Genomic DNA, 22,435 nt, shown 5'->3' with positions numbered 1-22,435 from the left:
GGCGCGGCGGCCTCGGCCGCCGCGCCACCGCAGATCTCTACCTCGCCGGTCCGCCTGACCCCGTCACCTGGACCGGCGTCACCGCGTTCCCTCCGGCAGCCGACTCCTCCGCCGTCGGCGCCTCCGTCGGGTCCTCGGTCGGTGCCGCCGTCGTTGCGCCCGTGGGGGCCGCCGTCGGTTCCTGAGGGGCGCTTTCAGAGGTGGTGGGACCGGGTGAACCGGGACTGCTCTCGCTCGAAGGCGTGGACTGGCCCGTCGGCGTTGCGGCTGCTGGACGGGTGGTCGTCGGGGTAGCGGATCCGGGCGCGCGAACCGGCAGACCGGCAGAGCCGCGGATGGCCGGTTCGCCACCACCGACGCCAGGGCCAGGCCTGTCCTGCCGGGGTGGCACCGAGGTCGGCACCACGGGCGGTGCCGCGGGGGGCCCCGACGGTCGCCCGGTCGGGCCCGTCATCATCCCGGTGGGATCGGCCAGCACCAGGACGGCGGCAACGGCGGCCAACGATCCGAGAAGCACCGCGAGCGTGGTATGTCCGGGACGGACCCTCCGCCTCGACGTGCCGCCGAGAGCCGACCCCCGGGCGGGCAGGTGCTCGGTTCGGGGCGCGCCCGCGGTCGCTGAGGTGGCGGCCCTCAGCTGGGGGTCGGACGAGTCCGTGAGGGCCTGTGCCGCGGTGGCCATGGCCGCCGCCGTCGGGAACCGGCGGGTGGGCTCCTTGGCCATCGCGGTGGACACCAGCTGCCGTACCTGCGCCGGGACGCTCTCGGGCAGCGACGGTGGTTCCTCTTCGAGGTGCCGCAGCGCCACCGCGACGGCGTTGTCACCCTGGTACGGGGGCTCACCGGCGAGGCAGTGGTGGACGACAGCGCCCAGCGCGTAGATGTCGATCGCCGGGGTGCTCTCGTTCTTGGACACCTGCTCGGGCGCCATGTACAGGGCGGTGCCGACGACCTGGTTCGCCCCGGTCAGGCTCGCCGCCTCCTGCGTGACGGCAACGCCGAAGTCGACGAGTACGACGTGCCCGTCCGGCTCGATGATCAGATTGTTGGGCTTGACGTCCCGGTGGACGATGCCGGCGTCGTGGGCGGCCTGCAGGGCTCGGGCGGTCTGCGCGGCGATTGACATCGCCTCGGCCGCGTCCAGGCGGCCGACCTCGGCGATCCGCTCCGACAGGGACTGTCCCTGCACGCATTCCATGACGATGTAGGCGAGGACCGGCTCTCCGGGCCGGGACATCTCGCCGTAGTCGTAGACCTGGGCGACACCTGGGTGACGCAGCGCCGCCATCGCGCGTGCCTCGCGGCGGAACCGCTCACTGAAGCCGGCGTCGGTGACCAGGCGGGGGTGCAGCATCTTGACGGCCACGCAGCGGTCCAGGGTTTCGTCAACCGCCCGCCACACGTCGCCCATACCGCCGCTGGCGATCCTCTCGACCAGGCGGTATCGGTCTCCGACGAGTTGCCCCACACTCGGCATGATGCTTCCGGTACCCCGGACTCGTCGTTCTCAAGCACCGGTCGTCCGACCTCCGATATCGGGTTGTCGCCGCCACACGGCTCGACGATGATGGCCACGACCCGCATCCCGACCGACGGAACCCCCATGGATCTCGCCCAACGTCATGAGCTGGCCCGCAGGGCGCTCGATGGATACGAGAGTGGCCCTGACGCCACAACCCGGGCACTGACCAGCGCCCGGGCGAAGATGGGCGACGCTGCGGCCCTGGTCCTGGTCGAGGGCCTCAGCGATCAGATCGCGCTCGAAACGGCCGCAACCGGCGGCGGCCGGGATCTCGAAGCGGAGCGCGTCGTGATCGTGCCGATCGGCGGGGCGCACGCGATCGGTCGCTTCCTGACCGAGATGGGCCCGCTGACCGCTCAGGTGCGCCTCGCCGGCCTGTACGACGTGCGTGAGGAGGAGGTCTTCCGGCGCGCACTGGTCGCCGCCCAGATCGGCTCGCCGCGCACTCGCGCCGACATGGAACGCCTCGGGTTTCACGTCTGCGTCGACGACCTCGAAGAGGAACTGATCCGGGCCGTGGGCGCCGCAGAGGTCGAAGCGCTGTTCGACTCACAGGGCGATCTGGGTTCGTTCCTCTCGCTGCAGAATCAACCCGCCTGGCGCGGCCGGGAACCCGAGCGGCAGATGTGGCGGTTCCTCCGCAGCGGCGCGCGTCGCAACCTGCGCTACGCGCGACTGCTCGCCGAGGCGGCAGCGGGCCGGGGTGCGCTGCCTCGGCCACTCGCCGCGCTGCTCGAGGCGGCGAGGACCGACAGGTCCGTGGCGTGACAGCGGGATTCTGTTTGCCCGAGTTGCACCCGCCGCCGATCTGACAACCCGATGGACCCGTCAGACGGTGATGACGACCTTCGCCCGCGCGTGCTCACCTTCGAGGTATCGCATGGCCTCGGGCACCTCGTGCAGCGGATAGGTGCGGTCGATGACCGGGGTGAGGCGGCCGGTCTCGGCGTGCGCGCGGAGCGTGTCGAGGTGCTGCCGGCTGGGCGCCGCCGTGAGGATGACGATGCGGTGTCGGACGAAGGGTGCCAGCAGCCGTCCCCGCGCGATGAGCTTGACCGGTCCGATGAGGCTGCCGCCGCCGTACACGCCGCCGCCGGAGAGCACCAGCGTCCCGGTCGGGGTCAGCACCCGTCGCAGCGCGGTGAGTGAGCGGTTGCCGACCAGGTCGAACACGACGTCGTAGCGGCGGCTGTCGCGGGCGAAGTCGTCCCGGGTGTAGTCGACGACGTGATCGGCCCCGAGGGAGCGGACCAGGTCGACGTTGCGGGTGCTGCACACGCCGGTGACGGCCGCGCCGAGCACCTTGGCCAGTTGGACAGCGAGGGTGCCGACGCCGCCGGAGGCCCCGTTGATGAGAACGTGGTGGCCCGGCTCGACCTGCCCGACCTCGCTCAGGCCCATGAGCGCGGTGATGCCGGCCAGCGGCAGGGCCGCCGCCTGCTGCGGCGTCAGGTTCGCCGGCATCGGCGCGACCAGGGTCTCGCGTACGCACACGTACTCGGCGAACGCGCCGTTGGCGTCGCCCAGGTCGCCGAAGACGGCGTCGCCCGGGCGCAGCTGGCGAACCTGCTTGCCGACGGCCTCGACCCGGCCGGCGAAGTCGCGGCCGCGGATGCGCGCTCGGGGCTTTGATCGACCCATGGCCAGCCGCGCCATCCGCGGGTCGCCACGCATGGCATGCCAGTCGTACGCGTTGAGCGCGGCGGCCTCCACCCGCACGAGCACTTCGTCGGCGGCAGGCGCCGGCGCGTCCACCTCCGCGAGTGTGAGCGTCTCCGGCGGGCCGTATCGGTCTTGAACTATCGCTTTCATCCTTCTCCCCTCCCCCGGTGTACGGCGTACACCCTCAGAAACAAGGTAGGTGTACGCCGTACACCTGTCAAGAGGATTATGGTTCAATCGGCCGCCGAACGATGAGGAGCGAGATGGCTGAGCAGGCTGAGACGCTGCGCCGGACGCCGCTGAGCAGGGACCGGGTCCTGCACGCCGCCGTCGCACTCGCCGACGCGGCCGGGATCGAGTCCCTCAGCATGCGCAACCTGGCGCAGGACCTGGGCGTCGTGCCGATGGCCCTCTACAAGCACGTGGCCAACAAGGACGAACTGCTGGACGGCATGATCGACGTCGTCGTCGGCGAGATCGGTCCGCCCGGGCCCGACACCGCCTGGAAGCCCGCGGTCCGCCAGCGCATCCTCTCGGCGCGGCAGGCGCTGCAGCGCCACCCCTGGGCGCCGCTCGCGATCGAGTCGCGGAACATGGCGACGCCGGCCATCCTGTCCTACCTCGACTCGATGATCGGAACTTTCCGGGCCGGCGGGTTCTCCGTCGACCTCGCGCACCACGTGATGCATGCGATGGGGAGCCGGATTTTGGGCTTCAGCCAGGAGCTGTTCGACGCCGCCCGGCGCGCCGGCCGGTCCGGCACGACGACCGCCCCGGAGCCACCGGCGGCCCTGCCCCCGGAGATCGCGGCCAGATTCCCGCACGTCGCGGAGGTCGCCATGGCGGCGTCCCACGACGACGCGTCCGTCCTCGGGCAGGGCTGTGACGACCAGTTCGAGTTCGAGTTCGCGCTGGACCTGCTACTGGACGGCATCGAACGGCTGCAACAGCAGGGCTGGGCATCGCCACGCCGGCTCGGGTGAAACGTCGGCACGAGTCATACACGCGGCCCGCCGACCGCCGCTCGTCGGCCCGGAAACCTCACTCCCCGTCGGACGCGGCAGCCTCGACTATCGAAACGGGAGTGCCAAGCTCGACGGTACGGGAGACGGTGCACAACCGTTCGTGCGACTGCTGCAGGGACCGGGGCAGCGCCTCGCGGGCCCTGTCGCCGTCCGCGCCCACCGGGAACGTCACTGTGAACTCGACCCGGAGGTTCTGCATCCGGTTTCCGCCGGCCTCGTCACGGATCTTGTCACCCGTGACGTCGACGGAGAACCGGGTCGGCTCGGCTCGGCGGCTGGTGATGTGGTCCACGTCCACCGCGGTGCAGCCGCCGATGGCAGCCAGCAGCAGTTCCACGGGCGTGAAGCTGGCGTCCTCGCCCGTGCCCATCGACAGCGAACCGCCGCGGATGTTCCGGGCGACATAGTTCCCCAGACCGGTGCGCTCGATCTCCACCGAGCGGAAGGTGTCGTCACTCATGACAGGAACCTACCCAAGCCCGCTGGTCCCCCGAGCCACCGGCCTGCGCCGGAAGGGAGTCAGACGTCGGATTCGAGGGCGAAGGTGTTGCCGTCCGGGTCCTGGAACCACGCGATACGTCCACCGCCGGCCCGAGGGGTGATCCCCTTGACGTCGTGTGCGAACTGGTCGTAGCGAGTGAACTCGACGCCGGCCGAGGTGAGTTCGTCGACGATCTGGTCGATGTCGTCGACGTACCACGTCGCGAGGGTCGCCGCGGTCGTCCCGGCGGTGACCGACTGGTACACGTTCAGCGCCGGCCCCCCACCAGATCCATAGATACGGCTGCCGTCTGCGATGGCGGCACTGGGGCCGGACCACAGCGGCCGGAGGCCCAGCTTGCCTTCGTAGAAGGCGACCGCCCTTCGTATGTCGGACACGGCGACCGATGCTCTGAGGTGGTACCTGCTCAAGGGCATGAACCACCTTCCCACACCCGGGCGTGGAGCCGGTTCCGCTGCCCACGGGTCCTCGGCGACGTGTCGGGTGCCCGGCGTGACGCGAAGCCCGGCCGACGGTCAGCCGCTCATACCCAGCTGGGGATACAGGGCATCGGGGGCGGCGACCGCGCCTCGCGGCCGCGTGACGTCGATGACTGCGCCGAAGTCGCTGTAGCGAAGGGACGCGCTCGGCATCCCGCTGGCGGCCGGGATCGAGAAACTGACCAGCCGACCCTCGGCGTCCAGCGTTGCACGGAACGTGTGGCCGCGCGCGCTGTCGGGAAACGTGCCACCCTGGCCGGGGCTGAAGTTGATCCCGTTGCCGGAGCCGATCCGGGTCACGTCCATCGTCCCGGTGATGTGCGAGCCGTCCGCTCGTGCGGTGACGATCGCGTTGATGAGGCGGGCCGAGCCGCCGGGGTCGTTCTTCCCCGGGGCGAAGCTCAGGGCGAAGTCTCGCGGCACCCGGGTCGGGTCGAGGGTCATCCACTCGCGGCCGACACCCGGCAGGTCCAGATCGGTCTTCATGTAGACGTCGTTGTCGATCATCCGGATCTCGGTGATCCGACCGAACGCCGAAAGCGTGGCGTCGGCGCGTTAGGCGACCGTCGAGCGCAAAGGGGCTTGTCGATCAATCCCAAATCCCACCCGGCACCGCACCCTCGGGTCGGCCCCGCTCAGCCGTCGATGTCGACGACGACCTTGCCGTCGCTGGCGCCGTCGGCGACCAGCCGGTGGGCATCCATGACCGTGTCGAGCGTGAACAGGCGTGGGTCCAGTCGTGGACGCAGCGCGCCGGCGTCGGCCAACGCGGCGATCTCGCGCAGGATCTCACCGTGGTGTTCGCGGCCGCGCCCCGTCAGCATCGGCAGCAGGGTGAACACCCCGGAGTAGGTCGCGCCACGGAACGACAGCGGCGCGAGCGAGTGCGACCCCCAGCCCAGCGCGCTGACGACGTGCCCGTGATACCGACGCACCGCCGCGAACGACGCGTCGAGTGTCGCCCCGCCAACGTTGTCGACGATGATGTCGAAGCCTTCGCCCGCGGTGCACCTCTCCACATATTCCTCAACCGTGGTCGAGGTGTAGTCGATCGGCACGGCGCCGAGACTCTCGATCGCTCCCATGCTCGTCGGCGCGCCCGTCGCGTACACCTCGGCTCCTCGTGCCCGAGCGAGCTGTACGCCCACGTGACCGACACCGCCGGCGCCGCCGTGGACCAGCACCTTCTGCCCGGCGCCAACTCGGGCCCGGTCAACCAGACCCTCCCACGAGGTGATCGCCGCCAGCGGCAGCGCAGCAGACTCACGCATCGAGAGCGTCCGTGGCCTGTGTGCCAGCAACCGCGCGTCCACGGCGGCGTACTCGGCCAGCGAGCCCGGTAGGTCACCCACACCACCGCAGAGCCCGTACACCTCGTCTCCCGGCTCGAAGCCGGTCACGCCATCGCCCACCGCCGCGACGACTCCGGCCAGGTCCAGGCCGAGCACCGCGGGCAACTGGATACGGGCATGGGCCGCCTTGCCCGCCTGGATTTTCGTGTCGAGCGGGTTGACCCCGCTGGCCACGACCCGCACGAGCACCTGACCGACGCGGGCGGTTGGTTGGTCGATCTCATCGACCCTCAGCGGGACGCCGAACTCCCGCAGCACTGCAGCACGCATGACTCCCACACCTTCCGTAGCCAAGGCGTCACGGGAACGCTACTTGACCCGGTTGCCGCCCGGGCGGCTTCCGCAGCGGCGCAGGCGGCGCCTCCCTGCCGGTGCGCTCACCCGTGATCAGGCAACTGTCAGGCTGAAGGCGCCGACCTGGTTGCCGCGCTGCACGTAGTGCGGCAGGTAGAGCTTCCACGTGACGGTCAGCTCGCGCCCCGCGTGCATCGATGCCGGCACCTCGGCGACCATTTCGAACACGGCGGCACCGCCGGCGGGGATCTGCGTCAGGGGACGGCAGTTCAGCCGGTACAGCTGGGACGTGTTCACCGCGTCATTCGTCGCATCGCCGAGGGAGAAAAGTTCCATCAGATAGCCCGGGCACGGGTCCAGCGCGAGCGCGCCACCGGTCGGGTTACCGAGTGTCACGCGGAAGGTGACCCGCGACCCGGCCGCGGCGGCTGGCGGCCCCGCGACAGTGACGGTGAGCTGGTCGAGCGGCGAGGACGGGGGCCTCGACGCCGCGACCGGCTCGGTGAACCCGCTCGCGGACAGCGTCGCCCGCGCGTTGGGATTGACCCCCTCGCCCCGCTGACAGCCGGGGCGGTCGTGCGCGCTGATGGGTGCGCGTAACGTACCGCCGCTGTGCGGCACCTCGATCGCAAGCTCCAGCGCCCCCTCGGTCGGCGCGCAGAACGGCCCCGACCAGTCCAGGCGCAGGCTGGCGTGGCCACCGGCAGGCACGGCGACCACCCGCGCCCGGGCCTCCCCGTTTATGCCGTGCGTGTAGAGCATCGGAATTTCGCGGCCGCCAGCGAGCATGGTGGTGGGCACTTCGCCCTGCAACGTGCACTCGACCTTCGACGAGTTCCGCACGTCCACCTCTCCGATGAGCTTGCCGATGGCGGCATCCATACCGCGGGGTGTCTCACCGCCGCTTCCGGGCCGCGTCCAGCCAACGAGTCGGCCGGACAGTTGCTGCGCCCGGCACGGCCTGCTTCCGGGGGCCGGGACCCGTGGTCCGGCCGGGCGGCCGTTGAGGTCCTCCGCGGTGATCTTCAGATCGGCCCACGGGACGCTGCCGTCGGCGTGCAGCGAGGTGGGCGCTGGGTCTGCCGCGGCTGACCGGTCCGGGCGACCTGGCTGGGCATCCGGCCCGGCGCAGGCCACGGCAACGGCGAGCACGATCAGCAGCTGCGGTAGCAGTCGACGCATGCCACCACCTTCACATGACAGGACGCCGCAGCGCCTAAGTAGCCGTGCTCATGGTCGAGATCGTTCAGCCACCCCGTCCCCATGCGAGGGAGGCCCGAGCACTAGCATTGCCGCGGTCCGGGACGGCTCTGCTGAAACGAGGCGAAATGCGTTGGCTGCGGCGGTTGCTGGGCGGCGGGCGGGTCCAGCTTGATCCGGAGCGGCAGCAGGAGCTGCTACGGGACGTCCAGTACCGGTACGGCGCCCACGCGCAGATCCGGTTTCCCGAGCAGGTCGAAGCGGTCACCGGAGTGCTGACCGGCGACGACGGCCTGGTGGTGGCGGCCCGGATCGTGAGCCAGGTCGCCGACGAGGCGCACGCGGACCTACAGGCGCAGGCCCACGACATCCACCGACGGACGGGCCGGCGGCTCCTGGTGCACCGCCGGAACTACCGGCCGCTGTGGAAGGAGGCCGGCCAGGCCCTGCGGTGGCCGCTGTACGCGTTGCCGTCCGGCTTCCACCCGTACGCGCAGGTGGCCGCCGCCGTGGCGGTGGTCGGCGACCACGCGCGGTGGCTCGACCGGGTGACCGACCCGAACCCGCTCGTGACCCGCGTGTTCGAGGTACTCGACCTCACCACCGCGGGCTGGGAGTACGGGCGGGTGCGGGTGGACACCGACGCCGTCGCCCTGGCCGATCGACTGGTCTCGACCGCCGCGCAGGTCCTCGCAGTCATGGACGACCCGCCCCGGCTGCCACCTCCGGTCCGTGAGCTGATGCGCCGCAACAACACCCTCGACGTGCATGAGCCGACCGGCCCACGGGCGGTAGCAGGGATCAACCTGGGCGCGACGTTGCGAGAGCGCCTCCTGGTCTGACCTGGTGCGGGCCGCTAAGCGCTGGTCCGCCGTGCGTACACCTCGATCTCGATCTTCATACGAGGGTCGGCGAGGCCACACACGAGCATCGTGGCGGCTGGCCGGACCTCACCGAAGGCGCGACGCAACGTCGGCCAGCAGGGCTCGAAATCGGCCCGGTCGGGCAGCAGATAGCGCACCCGGACCACATCGGCGAAGGTGCACTTCGCCTCGGTCAGCGCGGCGTCGATGTTGCGCAGGCACTGCTCGGCCTGCTCCACCACGTCGTCGGAAATCGTCATGGTGGCGTAGTCGAATCCGGTCGTCCCGGACACGTGCACCCAGTCGCCGTCGACCACGGCGCGGGCATAGCCGATCTGCTCCTCGAACGTCGAGCCGCTGAGGATGGAACGCCGCTCTGTCATGCGCCGAACGCTAGGTGATCAGCACAGGTACGTCTAATACAACCGTGAGCCGAGATCCGAAGGCACCCCTCGCCGTGCGTCCGGGCGAGCTCATATAGTCACCCGGTGACCATGGAGCAGGTACGGCAGTCGTACGCATCCGTCGCGGAGCTCTACATCGAGCTGTTCGGCACGAGCCAGAAGGTACACGCCGACGACCTCGCGTTCATCGGGCGGCATCTGGCAGGCCGGCCTGGCCGGGTGCTCGATCTGGGCTGCGGGCCCGGCCATATCACCGGCTACCTTCGCTCGCTGGGCGTCGACGCGGCGGGGGTCGACATGGTCCCCCAGTTCATCGCCCATGCCCGGGCGACCCACCCGGGCGTTGAGTTCCAACTCGGGTCGATGGACAGCCTCGATCTGGCCGACGGGTCCGTCGCCGGCATCCTGGCCTGGTACTCGTTGATACATCGACCGCCGCAGGACCTCGACGGCGTGCTTGCTCAGTTCCGGCGAGCCATGACCCCGTCCGGAACGTTGGTGCTGGGCATCTTCGTCGGCGACGAGGTCGAGGCCTTCGACCACAAGGTCGCGACCGCCTATCGGTGGCCCGTGGACGAGTTCTCCGAGCGACTGACGCGCGCAGGCTTCACCGAAGTCGAGCGCCTGCCACGGCCCAGCGACGGCACTCATCGGCCGCACGCCGCCATCGCGGCGATCGCAACCGACCGGTGAGCCGGGCCGGCGTGCCTCCGTGGGTGGAAGTGCCGCGCTGGCCTAGCGCAGCCACCGCAGTGCGGCATCGGCGGTGTCCTCAGGACTGCTGTTGAAGGCGATGGCCGCCCGGGGAGCGTGCTGCCGAACCAGGTTGACGACCTTCTCGAAGAACTCGAGCAGAGGCTCATGCTTGCGGATACCACCCCCCACCACCACGCAGGCGTAGTCCTTCCCGGTCAGAGCCTCGACGATCGCGCCCTCGGCGTTCTCGTCGGGCACCACCAGGCACATGTCGGCCTCGATGCCATGGTCATCGAAACGGGCCTGACCGCGCGCGATCGCCGCGACGACCGGCTCAGGATCCCAGCCGGGAATCCGGACCGGGTCGAGACCGATCACCAACACTCGCCCCAGTGCCATGCGTGCTCCTTCTTCGTCCAGAAGAGTCTGGCCCCAGCACACGTGCACGGGTCCGCCGAACATCGTGGCCCCGCCGGATGGACTGTCACCGATCCCGATGCTGCCACAGGCGGCACCGGGCGTGCTCGCTTCCCGGCCCCCGCAGCCGACAGCGGTGTCAGCGGCAGGGACCGGGGACGCGACCCTCAGCGGTGGCAGCGCCACACCAGCGGCCGGTGCACCTCGTTCTCGTAGACGGCACCGACCACTGTCAGACCGTCCTCGCTGATCCCACTGGCCATGTACGTGCCCGCCTCGGTCGCCCGGACCTCGGGCCGGCCCGGCAACCGGCGGGACGTCCCGTCCGGAGCGACGACCAGCGGCGCACCGTCGTCGACCAGCAGGTCGCCGTTGCCGGCGATTCCGGCCGCCCCGGGGAACGGCAGCAGGCTCACGGACCCGGTCGTGAGATTCCAACGTACCGGCAGCATCTGCACGGCACCGCCCCGCTGCGCGCCCGGAACCATGCCGATCGCCCATTCGCCGTGTGCCGAGTCGACCGAGGCGCGGGGGTAGCCGGCGGGCACCGCCAGCGCGGCCCCGCGGCCCTGCGACGTCCACCGGTACGGCTGTTCGCCCATCGCGCCGACGACTGTGCCATCCTCGGTGATCCCGGTCGCGGCGGATCCCGGCCGTCCGAGGAGCCGGTACTCCTGCGGGCGGTCCGCCGACCACAGCACGGCGTGGTGCGAGTCGCCGGCTCCGCTGGCGGTGCCGGCGATGTCGCCCTGCCCGTTGACCGCGTGTGCGAGGACCCTGTCGTAGCCGGGCGGGGTGGCCAGGAAGCGCAGCTTTCCATCCCGGTAGACCCAGCCGGTGCCGTCGCCGTTGGTGCCGACCACTGTGCCGTCGGCGTTGACCGCGGCCGCGTGCCGCGCGCCGGCAGGCAGGACGCCTGCCCGCCCGTCGGTCCACAGCACGACCCGCCCGTCCTCGCGCCCGGTGCCGATGTCGCCGACGATGTACCGGCCGGTGGGGTCGACGCCGGTCGCCACCGCGACCGGACCGCCAACTGGCTGGGGCAACCACGACGCTCCGCAGGTGACCGGTGGGACCGGGGCGGTCGACCTCGTCCCGGCCGGTGACTCCGCGAGGGCCGGCGGGGCCGGAGCCGGCCCACTGGCGGCCCCGGCGAGCTGGGTCGCGCCGACGACACCGAGCCCGGCCAGCACAGTCACCGCGGCGATCCCGCCGACGCGGCGGCGCCGGCGGCGACGCCGGCCGTCGCGGATGGCGCGGCCCACGTCGACCCTCGGCTCGGGAACCGGCGCCGATCGCAGCAGTTCGGCGATTCGCTGGTCGTCCATCGTCGTCATTTCGCCTTCCCCCCGGACATCTCGGTGACGTCGAGCACCTGACGGATCGCCGCCAGCGCCCGAGCTGTCTGCGACTTCACGTTGCCTTCGGAGCAGCCCATCGCGGCGGCCGTGTCCGCCAGCGACAGGTCGCGCAGGAACCGCAGGACCAGTACGGTGCGCTGGCCGCGGGGTAGGTGGGCGAGCGCGGCGACCAGGCTGTCCCGCTCGGCCAGCTCGTCGTGCGGCGTGACCGGCGGGCGCTCCGGCGCCGGCACCGACCCCAGCAGCCGCACCTTCGCCCAGCTCAACCGCTTCTCGTCGACGAGCTTGTGTACCAACATCCGGTGCACGTACGCGTCGACGTTGTCGGCCCGGCTCACCCGGCGCCAGTTCACGTACAACGCCGTGATCGTCTGCTGCACCACGTCGTCGGCCAGGTGCGCGTCGCCGCACATCAGATACGCGGTCCGATGCAGGCTCGGCAGTCGCACGGAGACGTACTCCGAGAACTCACGCTCGGCATCCACCATCGAGGCTCCCTCCTCCGCAAGCTCGACGGGTCCGGACGACCATCAGGTTGCGTCGGCGTCGAAGTTGGCAGCCTGGGCAGCTGCCCCGGCGAGGCGGCGGGAGGCGGGGTCCGCTCAGGGATCCTCAGGTCACACTGGCCCGCTCATCGGCCGACCCGCCGCACCGTGGTGTCCAGAAGGAGAGCCTGTCGGCGCTGGTGGACGGTGAAGTAGCGCAGTCCCTCCGGCCCGCTGGTGAACTGACGGCGCGACCGCCGAGGCAGCCACACCAGGGCGCCGGACCGCAGGTCCACGACACCGCCTTCGGTGGCGAGCTGCCCGGACCCGGCCAGGACGTGGATGAGGACGTCGAGGTCGGGGCCGGCGTGCTCGTCGATGACGCCGCCGGGCGGCAACGCGATGATGTTGGCATCCAGGTCCCGTTCACGCGCCTGCAACTTCCACACGGCCCCGGTCACATCCGGCTCCCCGGTCAGCGCGGCGAGGCCGGTCGTGTCGACGAGAGTTCGGGGAAGCGGCGTGCTGGTGAGCTTGGTGATCCGGACCCGCCAGTTGCGGGGCTCCCGTGCCAGGTACTCCCAGCCGACACTGCCGGGGTGGTCAGCCTCGAACTCGTCGCGCAGGTGCCTGGGGTCGTGGTCGTTGACGAGCACGAACGACTCATTCGTCGGCAGCTCGGCATAGCGGGCGAAGATCGTCGGGTGTTTGTCGGTCTTGCGAAGTTGCCGCACGTCGAGCTCTGACTCCGCGCTCTTCTGCTCCATCTGGCTTCCTCCAGCCTGCGGGTTTATACAACCCGAACTTGTGTAAACTATAGGCATGACGTACGTGATCGGTGAAGCCTGCGTGGATGTGATGGACCGCGCATGCGTGCAGGAGTGTCCGGTGGACTGCATCTACGAGGGGGGCCGCAGCCTCTACATCCAGCCGGACGAGTGCGTCGACTGCGGCGCCTGTGAGCCGGTCTGCCCGGTCGAGGCCATCTACTTCGAGGACGACCTGCCCGAGCCGTACCGTCCGTACCTCGCCGACAACGAGGCGTTCTTCGTCGAGACCCTGCCGGGCCGCGACGGGCCCCTGGGCTCCCCGGGCGGTGCGGCGAGGATCGGCCCGCTGGGGGTGGACACGCCGATGGTGGCGAATCTCCCGCCGACGAATGCCGCACAGGAAGGCTGAGCATCATGGCGACCCAGTCCGAGCAACCGGCGGAGCCACGTCTGCGGGTCCTGCGGGTGCTGAACGCGGCCACCACCCCGCTGAGCATCGTGGCGATCGCCGGCCAGTTGGGTGTGCATTCGAACACCGTCCGGTTTCACCTCGACACCCTGGTCGGCCAGGGCCGGGTCGAACGCGTGGTACCCGAGCAGAACCGCCCCGGCCGTCCCCCGTTGTTGTTCCGGGCGGTGCGAAGGATGGACCCGGCCGGGCCACGGCAGTACCGGATGTTGGCCGAGATACTCGCGCTGAGTCTCGCCGACGACGCTGATCCCGATGCGAAAGCGATCGAGGCCGGTCGCCGGTGGGGTCGACAGATCGCCTCGTCCAGCGAAGACGACGGAGCGGGCGGGAAAGCGGCGCCGGTCGACCATCTGATGTCGTTGCTGGAGAAGATGAACTTCGCTCCTGAGCGCCGTGACGCCGACGGGCAGGTACGGATCGGTCTGCGGCACTGCCCCTTCCTCGAACTCGCCGAATCCCAGCCCCACGTCGTCTGCCCGGTCCACCTGGGCCTGATGCGAGGTGCCATGGACGCCTGGCAGGTGCCGGTCATGGTGGACCGGCTGGAGGCGTTCGTCGAGCCCAATCTGTGCCTCACCCATCTCACCGTCGCCGGGGCAGCCCGATGAACGCCGCCGCGGCGGTCGCGGTCGCGGTGAGCTTCGTCTGGCTGGGCATGGTGCTGGCCATCTCGTTCATCGAGGCGCCGCTGAAGTTTCGGGCCCCCGGCGTGACGGTGCGGATCGGGCTGGGCATCGGTCGGTTGGTCTTCCGTGCCCTCAACGCCGTCGAGGTCATCCTCGGGATGGCCATCCTTGTCGCGTTCGCGCTGAACCCGCCGCCGGGGCGGGCGCTCGCACCCATCCTGGTCGCCGTCGCCGTGCTGCTGGTCCAGCTACTGGCTGTCCGGCCGCGGCTGACGCGGCGCTCCCGCGCCGTGTTGGCGGGCGAGAACGCGCCACGCTCGCACGCTCACTACGCCTACGTCGCCCTAGAGGCGGTCAAGGTGGTCGCCCTGCTCGCGGGCGGCGTCGTCCTGCTGGCACTCTGACCCAACGCGTTCATCCGGACGAGACGAAGGACTGTAGCGATGAAGTCGACCTCCCTTCCCGTACTGGCGGAGGAACAGCTGACAGTGGCTCGAGAGGCGCACAGCGGTCGATCGGCCCACACCATCCACGGCGGCCACGACCAGGCACTCCGCCATACCGTCCTGGCTCTGCTCGCCGGACGTGAGTTGGCCGAACACGCCAGCCCGGGCGAGGCGACCTTGCTGGTCCTACGCGGCCACGTCCGCCTCACCACGTCGACCGAGGCGTGGGAGGGCAGGGACTGTGACTTTGTCGCGATCCCGCCACAGCGGCACGCCCTGACCGCGGTCGAGGACTCAGTCGTGCTGCTGACCGTCGTCAGCACGCGGTAGACCGGCACGATCGTCCATGTCTACTTGACCTGCGGCCAGCCGTTCGCCGCGGTGAAGAGACTCTCGGTGAGTTCGTCCCACGGCCGGAGCCGCGGCATCGTCTGGTCGAGGGCCCGCGCGAGGAACCGGAAGTCCTCCTTCAGTACGGCGATCTTCTTCATGTAGGTGTGCGCATCCAGCGATTTCAGCGTGAACAGCGTCGCGTCCGCGATCTGTTGCACGGTGAAGAGGTGTTCGGAGCCGTGCGGGATCAGGGTCCGCATGATGTCGGTCTTCGCCCGGTGGACGTAGCGGATCACGTGTGAGGACGGGTCGAGGCGGATCATCTCGGCGGCGACGCCGGCGTTCTTGGGCACGAGGAACGACTGGAAGGCCAGGTATTCCGGCACGGCCTCGGTCCACGCGCGGAGCCGTCGGAGAAAGCGCTGTTCGATGATGTGATCCAGCTCGAACAGGTACCCGAAGCCGGACACCTTGCGGACCTTGTTCTTCATCTCGTTGTACTGGTTGATGCCCATCTTCGCCACGTTGTCGTAGTGGCCCAGCATCGCCGGCGTGAGGGTCACCCGGCCCGGCAGCCTGCCATGGGCCGCCTTGATGATGGTGCGGTAGTCGTCGCCCAGGTGCGTCTTGAGGTAGGCGTGCACCCACTGACGTGTCGTGTCGAGCAACCAGTCCAGCGGCGCCTTCGGGTCCTTCCCGCGGCGGGCCACGATGGCGATGTAGTCGTCGTACTCCCAGCGCAGCATGGAGTTGGCGAACGACGCCATGTCCTCGGTGAACAGCGCGTGCACGTCGAGGTCGAGAAGGTCGTCGGCCTGCTTCGAGGCCTTTTTCGCCTCCTGCAGCACGTCCTGGACGCCCTTGGCCAGCGCCGACGCCGCACGGGGATTCGCGGTAGCGGCTTCCAGCATCTTGGCGAGCTTCTCCTGCTGCGGCTCCGGCAGGCTCTTGAGCCGTTTGAGGAGCGCACCGGACCGCGCGGCACCATCGACATCGTCCACGATCCGGCGTAGTTCAGCCGTCAACGCTTCGATGCGGGCGAGCTCCTCGCCGAGCCGCGCCGAACTCCTGCCCATACGGACGTAGGCCGTCGCGCCAACCGACACCGCCGCCAGAGTCCCGTACACGATGATCTCGTTGGAGGTGACGCGATTGCCCCAGAAGTCGCGCCCGGTTGCCGTCATGTACGCGAGCTGTCCGAGCTCGTAGAGGTCGCCGATGACGGGGACGAAACTGAGCGGCACCTCGATCATCAACTGGACCATGGCCGGGACGCTCGTCCTGTCGGGCAGCTCGTGGCGGTGGTGCGTCTTCGCGTCGAAGTCGAGGCTCGCGCTCTGGCGGGGAACATCTTCGTGAGCGACCTTGCGGGAGTAGATGAACGTCGCCCGGGCGACGGCCTTCGGTCCGGGTTGGACGGTCACGGTGACGTTGTCGTCGTGCTGGACGACGATCCGGCTGACCGAGCCGTGGCAGCCCGCCGAGTAGGCGTACGCCGCGGGCTTGTCCGGGTCCTTGATCGTGACCTGTACCTGGAAGTGGCCTTCCCGGTGCTGGATCACCACGCCGGTGGGGTGCGGCACGATCAGCAGGCCGGGCGGCATCAACCTCTTCCAGACGTAGCCGAGGCTCATCGCCATCGTGTCGGCGACCCGGCCCAGGTCGTCCGCGTCCACCGAGACCGGCGTGTCGACGCCCGAGACGAGCACGTACGGAGTGCCCATCGCCGCGAGAATCGACTGCGGCTCGTCGAACGAGGGAGTCACCCGCGGGTCCTGGTTGCGGAAGACCGTGACCTGGGGCGTGAGGTCGCACAGCAGGGTGTCGGGATCGACGACCTCGTGGCGCAGGTCGGACGTGGGCCTGCGCTGGTGATGCGATGGATGGCACTGGCAGGAGGGCCCGGGTGACGTGGTCACCGACGAGAACGGCGACCGGGGTCGTTCGACGCGGAACGCGGTGAACGACGGCCGGTCCCGGCGTACCCGCACCGTGACGTCCCGCGCCAACGCCATCAGCAGGACCGGCCGCCGGAAGGCGGGTGACGCGGGATACGCCACCTTGGCCGGGCCGCCTGACGGTGGCAGCCAGTGCCACACGACCGGCGGGATGCCCAGCTCCTTCCAGCGCTTCGCGCTTGCCTGCCCGGGGCGGATGGTCCAGGTCCAGGAGACGTTCAGCGAGGTGTCGGTGATGGTGATGCGGGCGAGGTTGTCGGCCGGGATCAGCCGGCCGGTGAACGCGAGGGCGCCGTCCAGTGCGGGCATCGACGCGTAGGTGGCGCCGTCGCGAAGCACCCTACGGCTCCTCGTCGGGCACCCAGTGCCCGTCGGCCTGTTTCGTCCAGCGCGGCAACCCCTCCGCCGTGCGCAGCTGCAGGAGGCTCGTGGGCACCCGCACCTCCCACGGCTGTCCCACGGCAACCTCCGTGCCGGGCATTCCCAGGCGTTCCGCGATCTCATCCGCGATCGGCAGGTACGTGTCGTCGCTGACCGTCGGGAGTGGGCCGCCCAGCCACGGGTCACCAGTCTTGCGGAAGTGGTCCACGGCGGACTCGAACCCGGGCCGGACCGGCAACACGATCCGCGCGTAACCCGCCTTGAGGAAATCCTCGAACTCCAGGTCGCCGTCACGGATGTCGAGACGTTCCAGCCAGTTCGACCGCCGCGCCCAGAAGTACGGATAGCACACCCAGGACATGTTCTCCCATTCGAAGGCCTGCTCGAAGAAGCGCACGTAGGCCCCCTCGACGCCGGCCTGGTCGAAGCGGATCCGGGGCAGCCCGTCCGGGCCCGCTGTCGTCGCGTCGAACAGCTCGAAGTGCTGTTCGGTCAGCAGCGTGACGCACATCCGCTTGAGCTCGTCGACAATCGTGGCCCGGTTGCGGTACGTCTCCCGGCTCACGATCACCGGCGGCGCGGTCGCCTCGACGGTGGCCAGCTTCGCTTCGTACTCGGACAGTCGCGACCGGTAGGCCTCCACCAGTTGGGCGTGGGTCTCGTGCTGCCACACGGCCATCGCGCGCGGCGTCGCGGCGCAGGTGACCTCGGCGGCACACGCGATGTGTCCAACCTTGTCGGTGGTCATCGCGAACGGGACGGCGCCGGTCTCCCCGTTCAGGTCCGTGATCCATACCCCCGCCAACCCCTCGCCGAACCGGTGCGCGCGCTGCCCCATGACGACATCGACGCTCCAGCCGTCCCAGATGGTCACGACGACGCCCACCGATGCCTGTATCGCCCGGTACCCGTCGGGCACCTTCACCCTGGTCGAGTCCGTGAACTCCTGGCTCGACTCCTCCCCGCCGGTGTGGAAGTCGTACGCCTCGGTGGTGAACGGCTCCGGCGGCGGCTTGATGCCGGTGGCGCCGTACAGCGTCACGAAGGTCTGGTAGGTGTCCGGGCACAGCTCCTCCGGGCGCACCGAGAACGGCACCGGCTCGACGATCTCGACGACCTCGGCCCGGCTGCGGCGGAACGCCTCGATGAGCTGCGCGCCGGGCTCGGGCACCATCACGTCGTACAGCGTCCGCCTGCCGTAGTTGTAGACCTGGGCCTCGTAGATCTTCGTCAGCCACTGGTACACGCCCACCACGTGCTCGGTGCCCAGCTTGTTGTCGAACGTGTGCTGATCGGTCTCCTCCACCTCCGTGGTGGTGCGGCGGGTCTGTCGGGTGAGGATGCGCTCGGCGGTTCGCTCCGCGGCGGTCTGGGTCACCTCGCGGGCCATCGTGCTCGCCGAGGATTCGCTCTCCTCGGTGTTCCGCGTCCATGCGGCCTCGGCGCTGGCCTGGAAGTCGACGGTCGGCCCGTAGCTACCGGAAACCGTGAGCGAGCCCTTGACGTCGGCGCGCTCCTGCAGCAGGGACTGTGCCTCGCGGTGCAGCTCGAAACGATCGGTGGTCGTCGAGGAGCTGCTCTGCTCGTGTTCCTGCTCCCGCTCCTGAACGAAGATGGTCTCCGTCTCCATCCGGGTGCGCCGGACCCGGTCCCGCGACTCGCTGCGCATCACGTTCTCGACATACGCGATTTCATCGCGTACGTAGCCCTTGAGTTGCTGGCGCACGACGTACAGGTCCATGACGCCGGCGGGTACCAGGTCGGCGTGGGTGTGCGGGACATCGTCCGGAGCGGGCCCGGTCTCCGCGTGGTCGAAGAGCTCGAGCAGCCCCCGGGGGGTGCGGCGACGAACGTCCGCGAGCAGGCCGTTGGCGCGTGCGACGACGACGTCCCCGCGTCGCCACCACGCGGTACGTGGCAGCAGGGACCCCACCAGGCTCTGCGCCGACTCGTGCAGCGCACGCCGCTCCCGCAGCAGGACGGAGACGACGTCGGGCAGATGGTCGGCCGGATCGACCCCGAGCCCCCGGAGTGCTTCCTTGGTGCGGCCGCCGAGCCGGTCGATGGCGGCCGTGTCGAGCCGCACCCCGACGGGATCCGTCATCGGCAGGAACCCCGGCCGTCCACTGATCGCGATCTCCGCGCCGGGCTGCACCCGGATGCCGGGTGCCGGCGACGGCAGGTCCGACAGCCTCAGTGGCAGCTCGAGTTCCTTGCGGCGGATCGTCAGGTCGCGCTCGAAGAGCGCCTGCGGTCGCAGGTTGTCCGGCGGCAGTACCTGTGGATATTCCCGCTGGGCGGTGCGCCGGAAGCCGGTCGCGGGCACGGCCGCGAGTTCGGCGATCGCCGCGTCGATGGCCTCGTGCCTGGTCGCCACTTCGCTCAGCCGGTCTTTGATGACATCCGGATCGGCGGGCGGCGACGCCGGTGGGGGCTTGCGTCCGAACCAGCCCGGCAGGCGGACGGTCCGCAGCAGGCGCTCCTCGCCGGAGGCGATGTGGTCGTGGATGCGCAGGGCGTCGACGAGACGGGCGATCGGGCGGCGGTGTTCGGCGGGCAGCAGTTTGATGACGAGGATGCTGTCCTTGATGTCGGCGATGCCCGCCACGGTCTGGGGATCCGCAAGGAAGTCGGCGACGGGGCGGCCCAGCAGATCCGCGAGATTGAGAGGCGTCTCCGACCGGGCGAGCGCCTCGCTCACGGCGCGCGTCGCGCCGACGACGCCCGTCGTCTCCGCTCCGGTCACGTAGTGCGGACCGGCGGCGAACTCCTCCGCCAGGCGCTTCATTCGCGCGCGGGAGTCCGGTTCGGACGCGACCGCGGCCAGTTGCCGTTGCAGCTCCGTGTCGGCACTCAGGCCGATCGCTTCAGGAACGTCGGTGGTGAGCGGTTGTCTGACCTGGGCGAACTGGAACAGGGCTTCCATGGACGGATGTTAGTCCCGGGTGGGGCACCGGCTCAGTCACCTTCGTGACCGTCGGCGACTGCGCCCCCAGCACGATCGAGCCCGCGCCGGACCGGCCACGCCCGCTCTTGCCGTGATCCCTCGTGCGGCGTAGGAAGAACACCACGCCCCGGTCCCCTCCGTCCGCCGTCAAAGGAGATGCGTGTGACCACCCCCGTACGGCTCCGCCTCGCCGTGTCCGTGCTGATGACCGCCGGCGCCGTACTGCTCGGCACGGTCGCCGCCGCCGCGCCGCCCGCGATGTCGTCGCAACCGGCCACGCACGGTGGCTGCGATCCGATCGACCCGACCGCGTGCCTGCTGCCGTTCCCGAACGACTTCTTCACCGTGCCCGATCGCACCAGCCGCACCGGCAAGCGGGTGCGACTCGCGGCCTCCGCGATGCCCGCCAACGTGCACGGCACCCCGATCAACCCGGCCGAATGGAACCGCCAGGACGGGTTCAGCCCCGGTTCACCGATCCTGGTGCGCGTGCCCGGCCTGGACTCCGCCGCAACGGGGATCGCCCCGGTCACCGACATCGGCCGCTCGCTGGCGCCGGACGCGCCGATCGTGCTGCTCAACACGGCCACCGGCAAGCGCACGCCCTACTGGGCGGAGCTGGACGCGCACTCCGCCGGCGCGCCCGACCGGCAACTGCTCATCATCCGCCCGGCGGTGGCGCTCGCCGAGGGCACCCGGTACGTGGTGGGCCTGCGTGGGATGCGCGACCGGAGCGGGAGGCTCATCCCGGCGCCGACCGCGTTCCGCAGTTACGTCACAGGCGCCGGCCTCGGCCCCCGGGACCGCCGCACCCCGCAGATCAAGCGGATCCTCGCCGACCTGACCAGGGTCGGCGTCAAGCGGCACAGTCTCCACCTGGCCTGGGACTTCACGGTGGCCAGCCGGCAGGGCCTGACCGGGCGGATGCTGGCGATCCGCGACAGCGCCTTCGCCACCCTGGGCGCGGCGGCGCCGTCGATCACCGTCACCCAGGTGACCAACTACCCGCCCGCGCAGGATGCGCGGATCGCCCGGCAGGTGACCGGCACCATCGGCGTGCCGTCCTATCTGAACGGCAGCGGCGGACCCGGTTCGCGGCTGCACTACGGGCCGGCCAACGGCGACGGGACGGCACCGACGAGAGACGCCCTGCCCACGCCGTCCGGTGCGACGCTGCGGGCGGACTTCGTCTGCAACATCCCGCGCAGCGCCTCCGCCACCGATCCGGCACACCTGTCGCTCTACGGCCACGGCCTGCTGGGCAGCCCGACCGAGATCAACGCCGGCAACGTCAAGAGCATGTCGGCGACGTACGACTTCACCTTCTGCGCCACCAGTTGGATCGGCATGGCCGCCGCCGACGTGCCGTACGTGGCCGGCGCCTTCACCGACCTCAGCGCCTTCCCCGCGGTGGCGGACAGACTGCAGCAGAGCTTCCTGAACTTCCTCTTCCTGGGCCGGGCGATGATCCACCCGGCCGGGTTCGCCGCCGACCCGGCGTTCCAGGACGCCGACGGGCAACCGCTGATCGACGTGGCCGGCGGGCTGCACTACGACGGCAACAGCCAGGGTGGCATCAACGGCGGCGCGCTCACCGCCATCGCCCAGGACTGGACCCGGTCCGTGCTCGGCGTACCGGCGATGAACTACTCCACGCTGCTGCAACGCAGCGTGGACTTCGCACCCTTCCAATCGATCATGGACGCGTCCTACCCGGACAAGGTCGACCAGCAGCTGATCTTCGCCCTGCTGCAGATGCTCTGGGACCGGTCCGAAGCCAACGGGTACGCCCAGCACATGACCGACAAACCGTTGCCGCGCACCCCGGCGCACCAGGTGCTGATGCACGTGGCCTTCGGCGACCACCAGGTCTCCCCCGCCGCGGCCGAGGTCCAGGCGCGCACCATCGGTGCCCGCCTGCACACCCCTGCCATCGCCGATGGCTGGTCACTCGACGTGCGGCCGTACTGGGGTATCGCGCCGATCCACAGGTACCCGTACACCGGCTCGGCGATCGTGATCTGGAACAGCGGTGCGGCGTACGCGCCGCCGACGACGAACCTCGCCCCGGCCGGACCGGAGTACGGCGACGATCCGCACGAGTTCCCGCGCGCCCAGCCCGGAGCACAGCAGCAGAAGGCGGTGTTCCTGCTCACCGGCAAGGTCATCGACGTCTGCGCGCGAACGCCCTGCCCGTGACGCGCCAACCGGTCGCACCGGAGGGGCCCACAATCCGGGGC

General features: G+C 70.3%; 23 protein-coding genes. 9 read left to right on the top strand and 14 right to left on the bottom strand.

The window, feature by feature from the left end; genetic code table 11:
* Positions 1-37: 37 nt before the first annotated feature.
* Positions 38-1,477 (bottom strand): serine/threonine-protein kinase, encoded by a 1,440-nt coding sequence (locus GA0070607_RS24220; protein ID WP_089020228.1) that lies wholly within the window; start codon positions 1,475-1,477, stop codon positions 38-40.
* A 126-nt stretch (positions 1,478-1,603) separates the two neighbouring features.
* Between GA0070607_RS24220 and GA0070607_RS24215 the strand changes: the two genes are divergently transcribed.
* A complete protein-coding gene (locus tag GA0070607_RS24215) occupies positions 1,604-2,290 on the top strand; it encodes a TOPRIM nucleotidyl transferase/hydrolase domain-containing protein (protein WP_157743243.1) in 687 nt (228 codons plus the stop codon).
* A gap of 60 nt (positions 2,291-2,350) precedes the next feature.
* Here GA0070607_RS24215 and GA0070607_RS24210 read toward each other — a convergent pair whose 3' ends face one another.
* The gene (locus GA0070607_RS24210) at positions 2,351-3,334 is read right to left on the bottom strand and encodes an NAD(P)-dependent alcohol dehydrogenase (RefSeq protein ID WP_089020226.1); all 984 of its coding nucleotides are present in this window, start codon (positions 3,332-3,334) and stop codon (positions 2,351-2,353) included.
* Between the two features lie 113 nt (positions 3,335-3,447).
* Here GA0070607_RS24210 and GA0070607_RS24205 point away from each other — a divergent pair, with 113 nt between their 5' ends.
* Positions 3,448-4,167 (top strand): TetR/AcrR family transcriptional regulator C-terminal domain-containing protein, encoded by a 720-nt coding sequence (locus tag GA0070607_RS24205; RefSeq protein WP_089020225.1) that lies wholly within the window; start codon positions 3,448-3,450, stop codon positions 4,165-4,167.
* A 58-nt stretch (positions 4,168-4,225) separates the two neighbouring features.
* Here GA0070607_RS24205 and GA0070607_RS24200 read toward each other — a convergent pair whose 3' ends face one another.
* The 5 genes from GA0070607_RS24200 to GA0070607_RS24180 form a co-directional block, all read right to left on the bottom strand.
* The gene (locus GA0070607_RS24200; RefSeq protein ID WP_089020224.1) at positions 4,226-4,669 is read right to left on the bottom strand and encodes an OsmC family protein; all 444 of its coding nucleotides are present in this window, start codon (positions 4,667-4,669) and stop codon (positions 4,226-4,228) included.
* 59 nt (positions 4,670-4,728) lie between these two features.
* Positions 4,729-5,088 (bottom strand): VOC family protein, encoded by a 360-nt coding sequence (locus GA0070607_RS24195; protein ID WP_231930246.1) that lies wholly within the window; start codon positions 5,086-5,088, stop codon positions 4,729-4,731.
* 138 nt (positions 5,089-5,226) lie between these two features.
* Positions 5,227-5,697, bottom strand: a complete 471-nt coding sequence (locus GA0070607_RS24190) for a hypothetical protein (protein WP_089020223.1) — start codon at positions 5,695-5,697, stop codon at positions 5,227-5,229.
* A 128-nt stretch (positions 5,698-5,825) separates the two neighbouring features.
* Entirely contained in the window at positions 5,826-6,812 is a 987-nt protein-coding gene (locus tag GA0070607_RS24185; protein ID WP_089020222.1) for a zinc-dependent alcohol dehydrogenase family protein, read from the bottom strand.
* Positions 6,813-6,929: 117 nt separating this feature from the next.
* Entirely contained in the window at positions 6,930-7,718 is a 789-nt protein-coding gene (locus tag GA0070607_RS24180; RefSeq protein ID WP_157743242.1) for a hypothetical protein, read from the bottom strand.
* Between the two features lie 446 nt (positions 7,719-8,164).
* Between GA0070607_RS24180 and GA0070607_RS24175 the strand changes: the two genes are divergently transcribed.
* A complete protein-coding gene (locus tag GA0070607_RS24175) occupies positions 8,165-8,878 on the top strand; it encodes a hypothetical protein (protein ID WP_089020220.1) in 714 nt (237 codons plus the stop codon).
* A 14-nt stretch (positions 8,879-8,892) separates the two neighbouring features.
* Here GA0070607_RS24175 and GA0070607_RS24170 read toward each other — a convergent pair whose 3' ends face one another.
* A complete protein-coding gene (locus tag GA0070607_RS24170; protein ID WP_089020219.1) occupies positions 8,893-9,282 on the bottom strand; it encodes a RidA family protein in 390 nt (129 codons plus the stop codon).
* Positions 9,283-9,387: 105 nt separating this feature from the next.
* Here GA0070607_RS24170 and GA0070607_RS24165 point away from each other — a divergent pair, with 105 nt between their 5' ends.
* Complete coding sequence (locus GA0070607_RS24165; protein ID WP_172899095.1) at positions 9,388-9,996, top strand: class I SAM-dependent methyltransferase; 609 nt, start codon at positions 9,388-9,390, stop codon at positions 9,994-9,996.
* A 42-nt stretch (positions 9,997-10,038) separates the two neighbouring features.
* Here the strand turns inward: GA0070607_RS24165 and GA0070607_RS24160 are convergent, their stop codons facing one another.
* From GA0070607_RS24160 to GA0070607_RS24145, 4 genes are all read right to left on the bottom strand, one after another.
* Entirely contained in the window at positions 10,039-10,377 is a 339-nt protein-coding gene (locus GA0070607_RS24160; RefSeq protein WP_231930244.1) for a hypothetical protein, read from the bottom strand.
* 206 nt (positions 10,378-10,583) lie between these two features.
* Positions 10,584-11,753 (bottom strand): hypothetical protein, encoded by a 1,170-nt coding sequence (locus GA0070607_RS24155; protein WP_157743241.1) that lies wholly within the window; start codon positions 11,751-11,753, stop codon positions 10,584-10,586.
* Positions 11,750-12,265, bottom strand: a complete 516-nt coding sequence (locus tag GA0070607_RS24150; protein ID WP_089020216.1) for a SigE family RNA polymerase sigma factor — start codon at positions 12,263-12,265, stop codon at positions 11,750-11,752. The genes GA0070607_RS24155 and GA0070607_RS24150 overlap by 4 nt, the downstream gene beginning before the upstream one ends.
* A gap of 143 nt (positions 12,266-12,408) precedes the next feature.
* On the bottom strand, positions 12,409-13,029 hold the full coding sequence (locus GA0070607_RS24145; protein WP_089020215.1) for a DUF2249 domain-containing protein: 621 nt from the start codon (positions 13,027-13,029) through the stop codon (positions 12,409-12,411).
* Between the two features lie 55 nt (positions 13,030-13,084).
* On the opposite strand from GA0070607_RS24145, the gene fdxA reads away from it, so the two are divergent.
* The 4 genes from fdxA to GA0070607_RS24125 are packed head-to-tail and all read left to right on the top strand — an operon-like array spanning position 13,085 to position 14,906.
* A complete protein-coding gene (gene fdxA, locus GA0070607_RS24140) occupies positions 13,085-13,441 on the top strand; it encodes a ferredoxin (protein WP_089020214.1) in 357 nt (118 codons plus the stop codon).
* A 5-nt stretch (positions 13,442-13,446) separates the two neighbouring features.
* On the top strand, positions 13,447-14,112 hold the full coding sequence (locus tag GA0070607_RS24135) for a helix-turn-helix transcriptional regulator (protein ID WP_089020213.1): 666 nt from the start codon (positions 13,447-13,449) through the stop codon (positions 14,110-14,112).
* Positions 14,109-14,534 carry a hypothetical protein gene (locus GA0070607_RS24130; RefSeq protein WP_089020212.1) on the top strand — a complete coding sequence of 142 codons (426 nt, stop codon included), beginning with the start codon at positions 14,109-14,111 and terminating at the stop codon, positions 14,532-14,534. Before GA0070607_RS24135 ends, GA0070607_RS24130 begins: the two co-directional genes overlap by 4 nt.
* A gap of 39 nt (positions 14,535-14,573) precedes the next feature.
* Positions 14,574-14,906, top strand: coding sequence for a cupin domain-containing protein (locus tag GA0070607_RS24125; RefSeq protein WP_089020211.1), 333 nt, complete (start codon positions 14,574-14,576; stop codon positions 14,904-14,906).
* Between the two features lie 20 nt (positions 14,907-14,926).
* On the opposite strand, the gene GA0070607_RS24120 is transcribed toward GA0070607_RS24125, so the two are convergent.
* Complete coding sequence (locus tag GA0070607_RS24120) at positions 14,927-17,206, bottom strand: hypothetical protein (protein WP_089020210.1); 2,280 nt, start codon at positions 17,204-17,206, stop codon at positions 14,927-14,929.
* A 1-nt stretch (position 17,207) separates the two neighbouring features.
* Entirely contained in the window at positions 17,208-20,174 is a 2,967-nt protein-coding gene (locus GA0070607_RS24115) for a hypothetical protein (RefSeq protein WP_089020209.1), read from the bottom strand.
* Positions 20,175-20,357: 183 nt separating this feature from the next.
* On the opposite strand from GA0070607_RS24115, the gene GA0070607_RS24110 reads away from it, so the two are divergent.
* Complete coding sequence (locus GA0070607_RS24110; RefSeq protein WP_089020208.1) at positions 20,358-22,394, top strand: hypothetical protein; 2,037 nt, start codon at positions 20,358-20,360, stop codon at positions 22,392-22,394.
* Positions 22,395-22,435 lie beyond the last annotated feature (41 nt).

Origin of the sequence: Micromonospora coriariae, assembly GCF_900091455.1 — a bacterium.
GTDB lineage: Bacteria > Actinomycetota > Actinomycetes > Mycobacteriales > Micromonosporaceae > Micromonospora > Micromonospora coriariae.
Note: the sequence above shows the minus strand (reverse complement) of the source record. Positions and strands in the feature narration are given on the sequence as shown.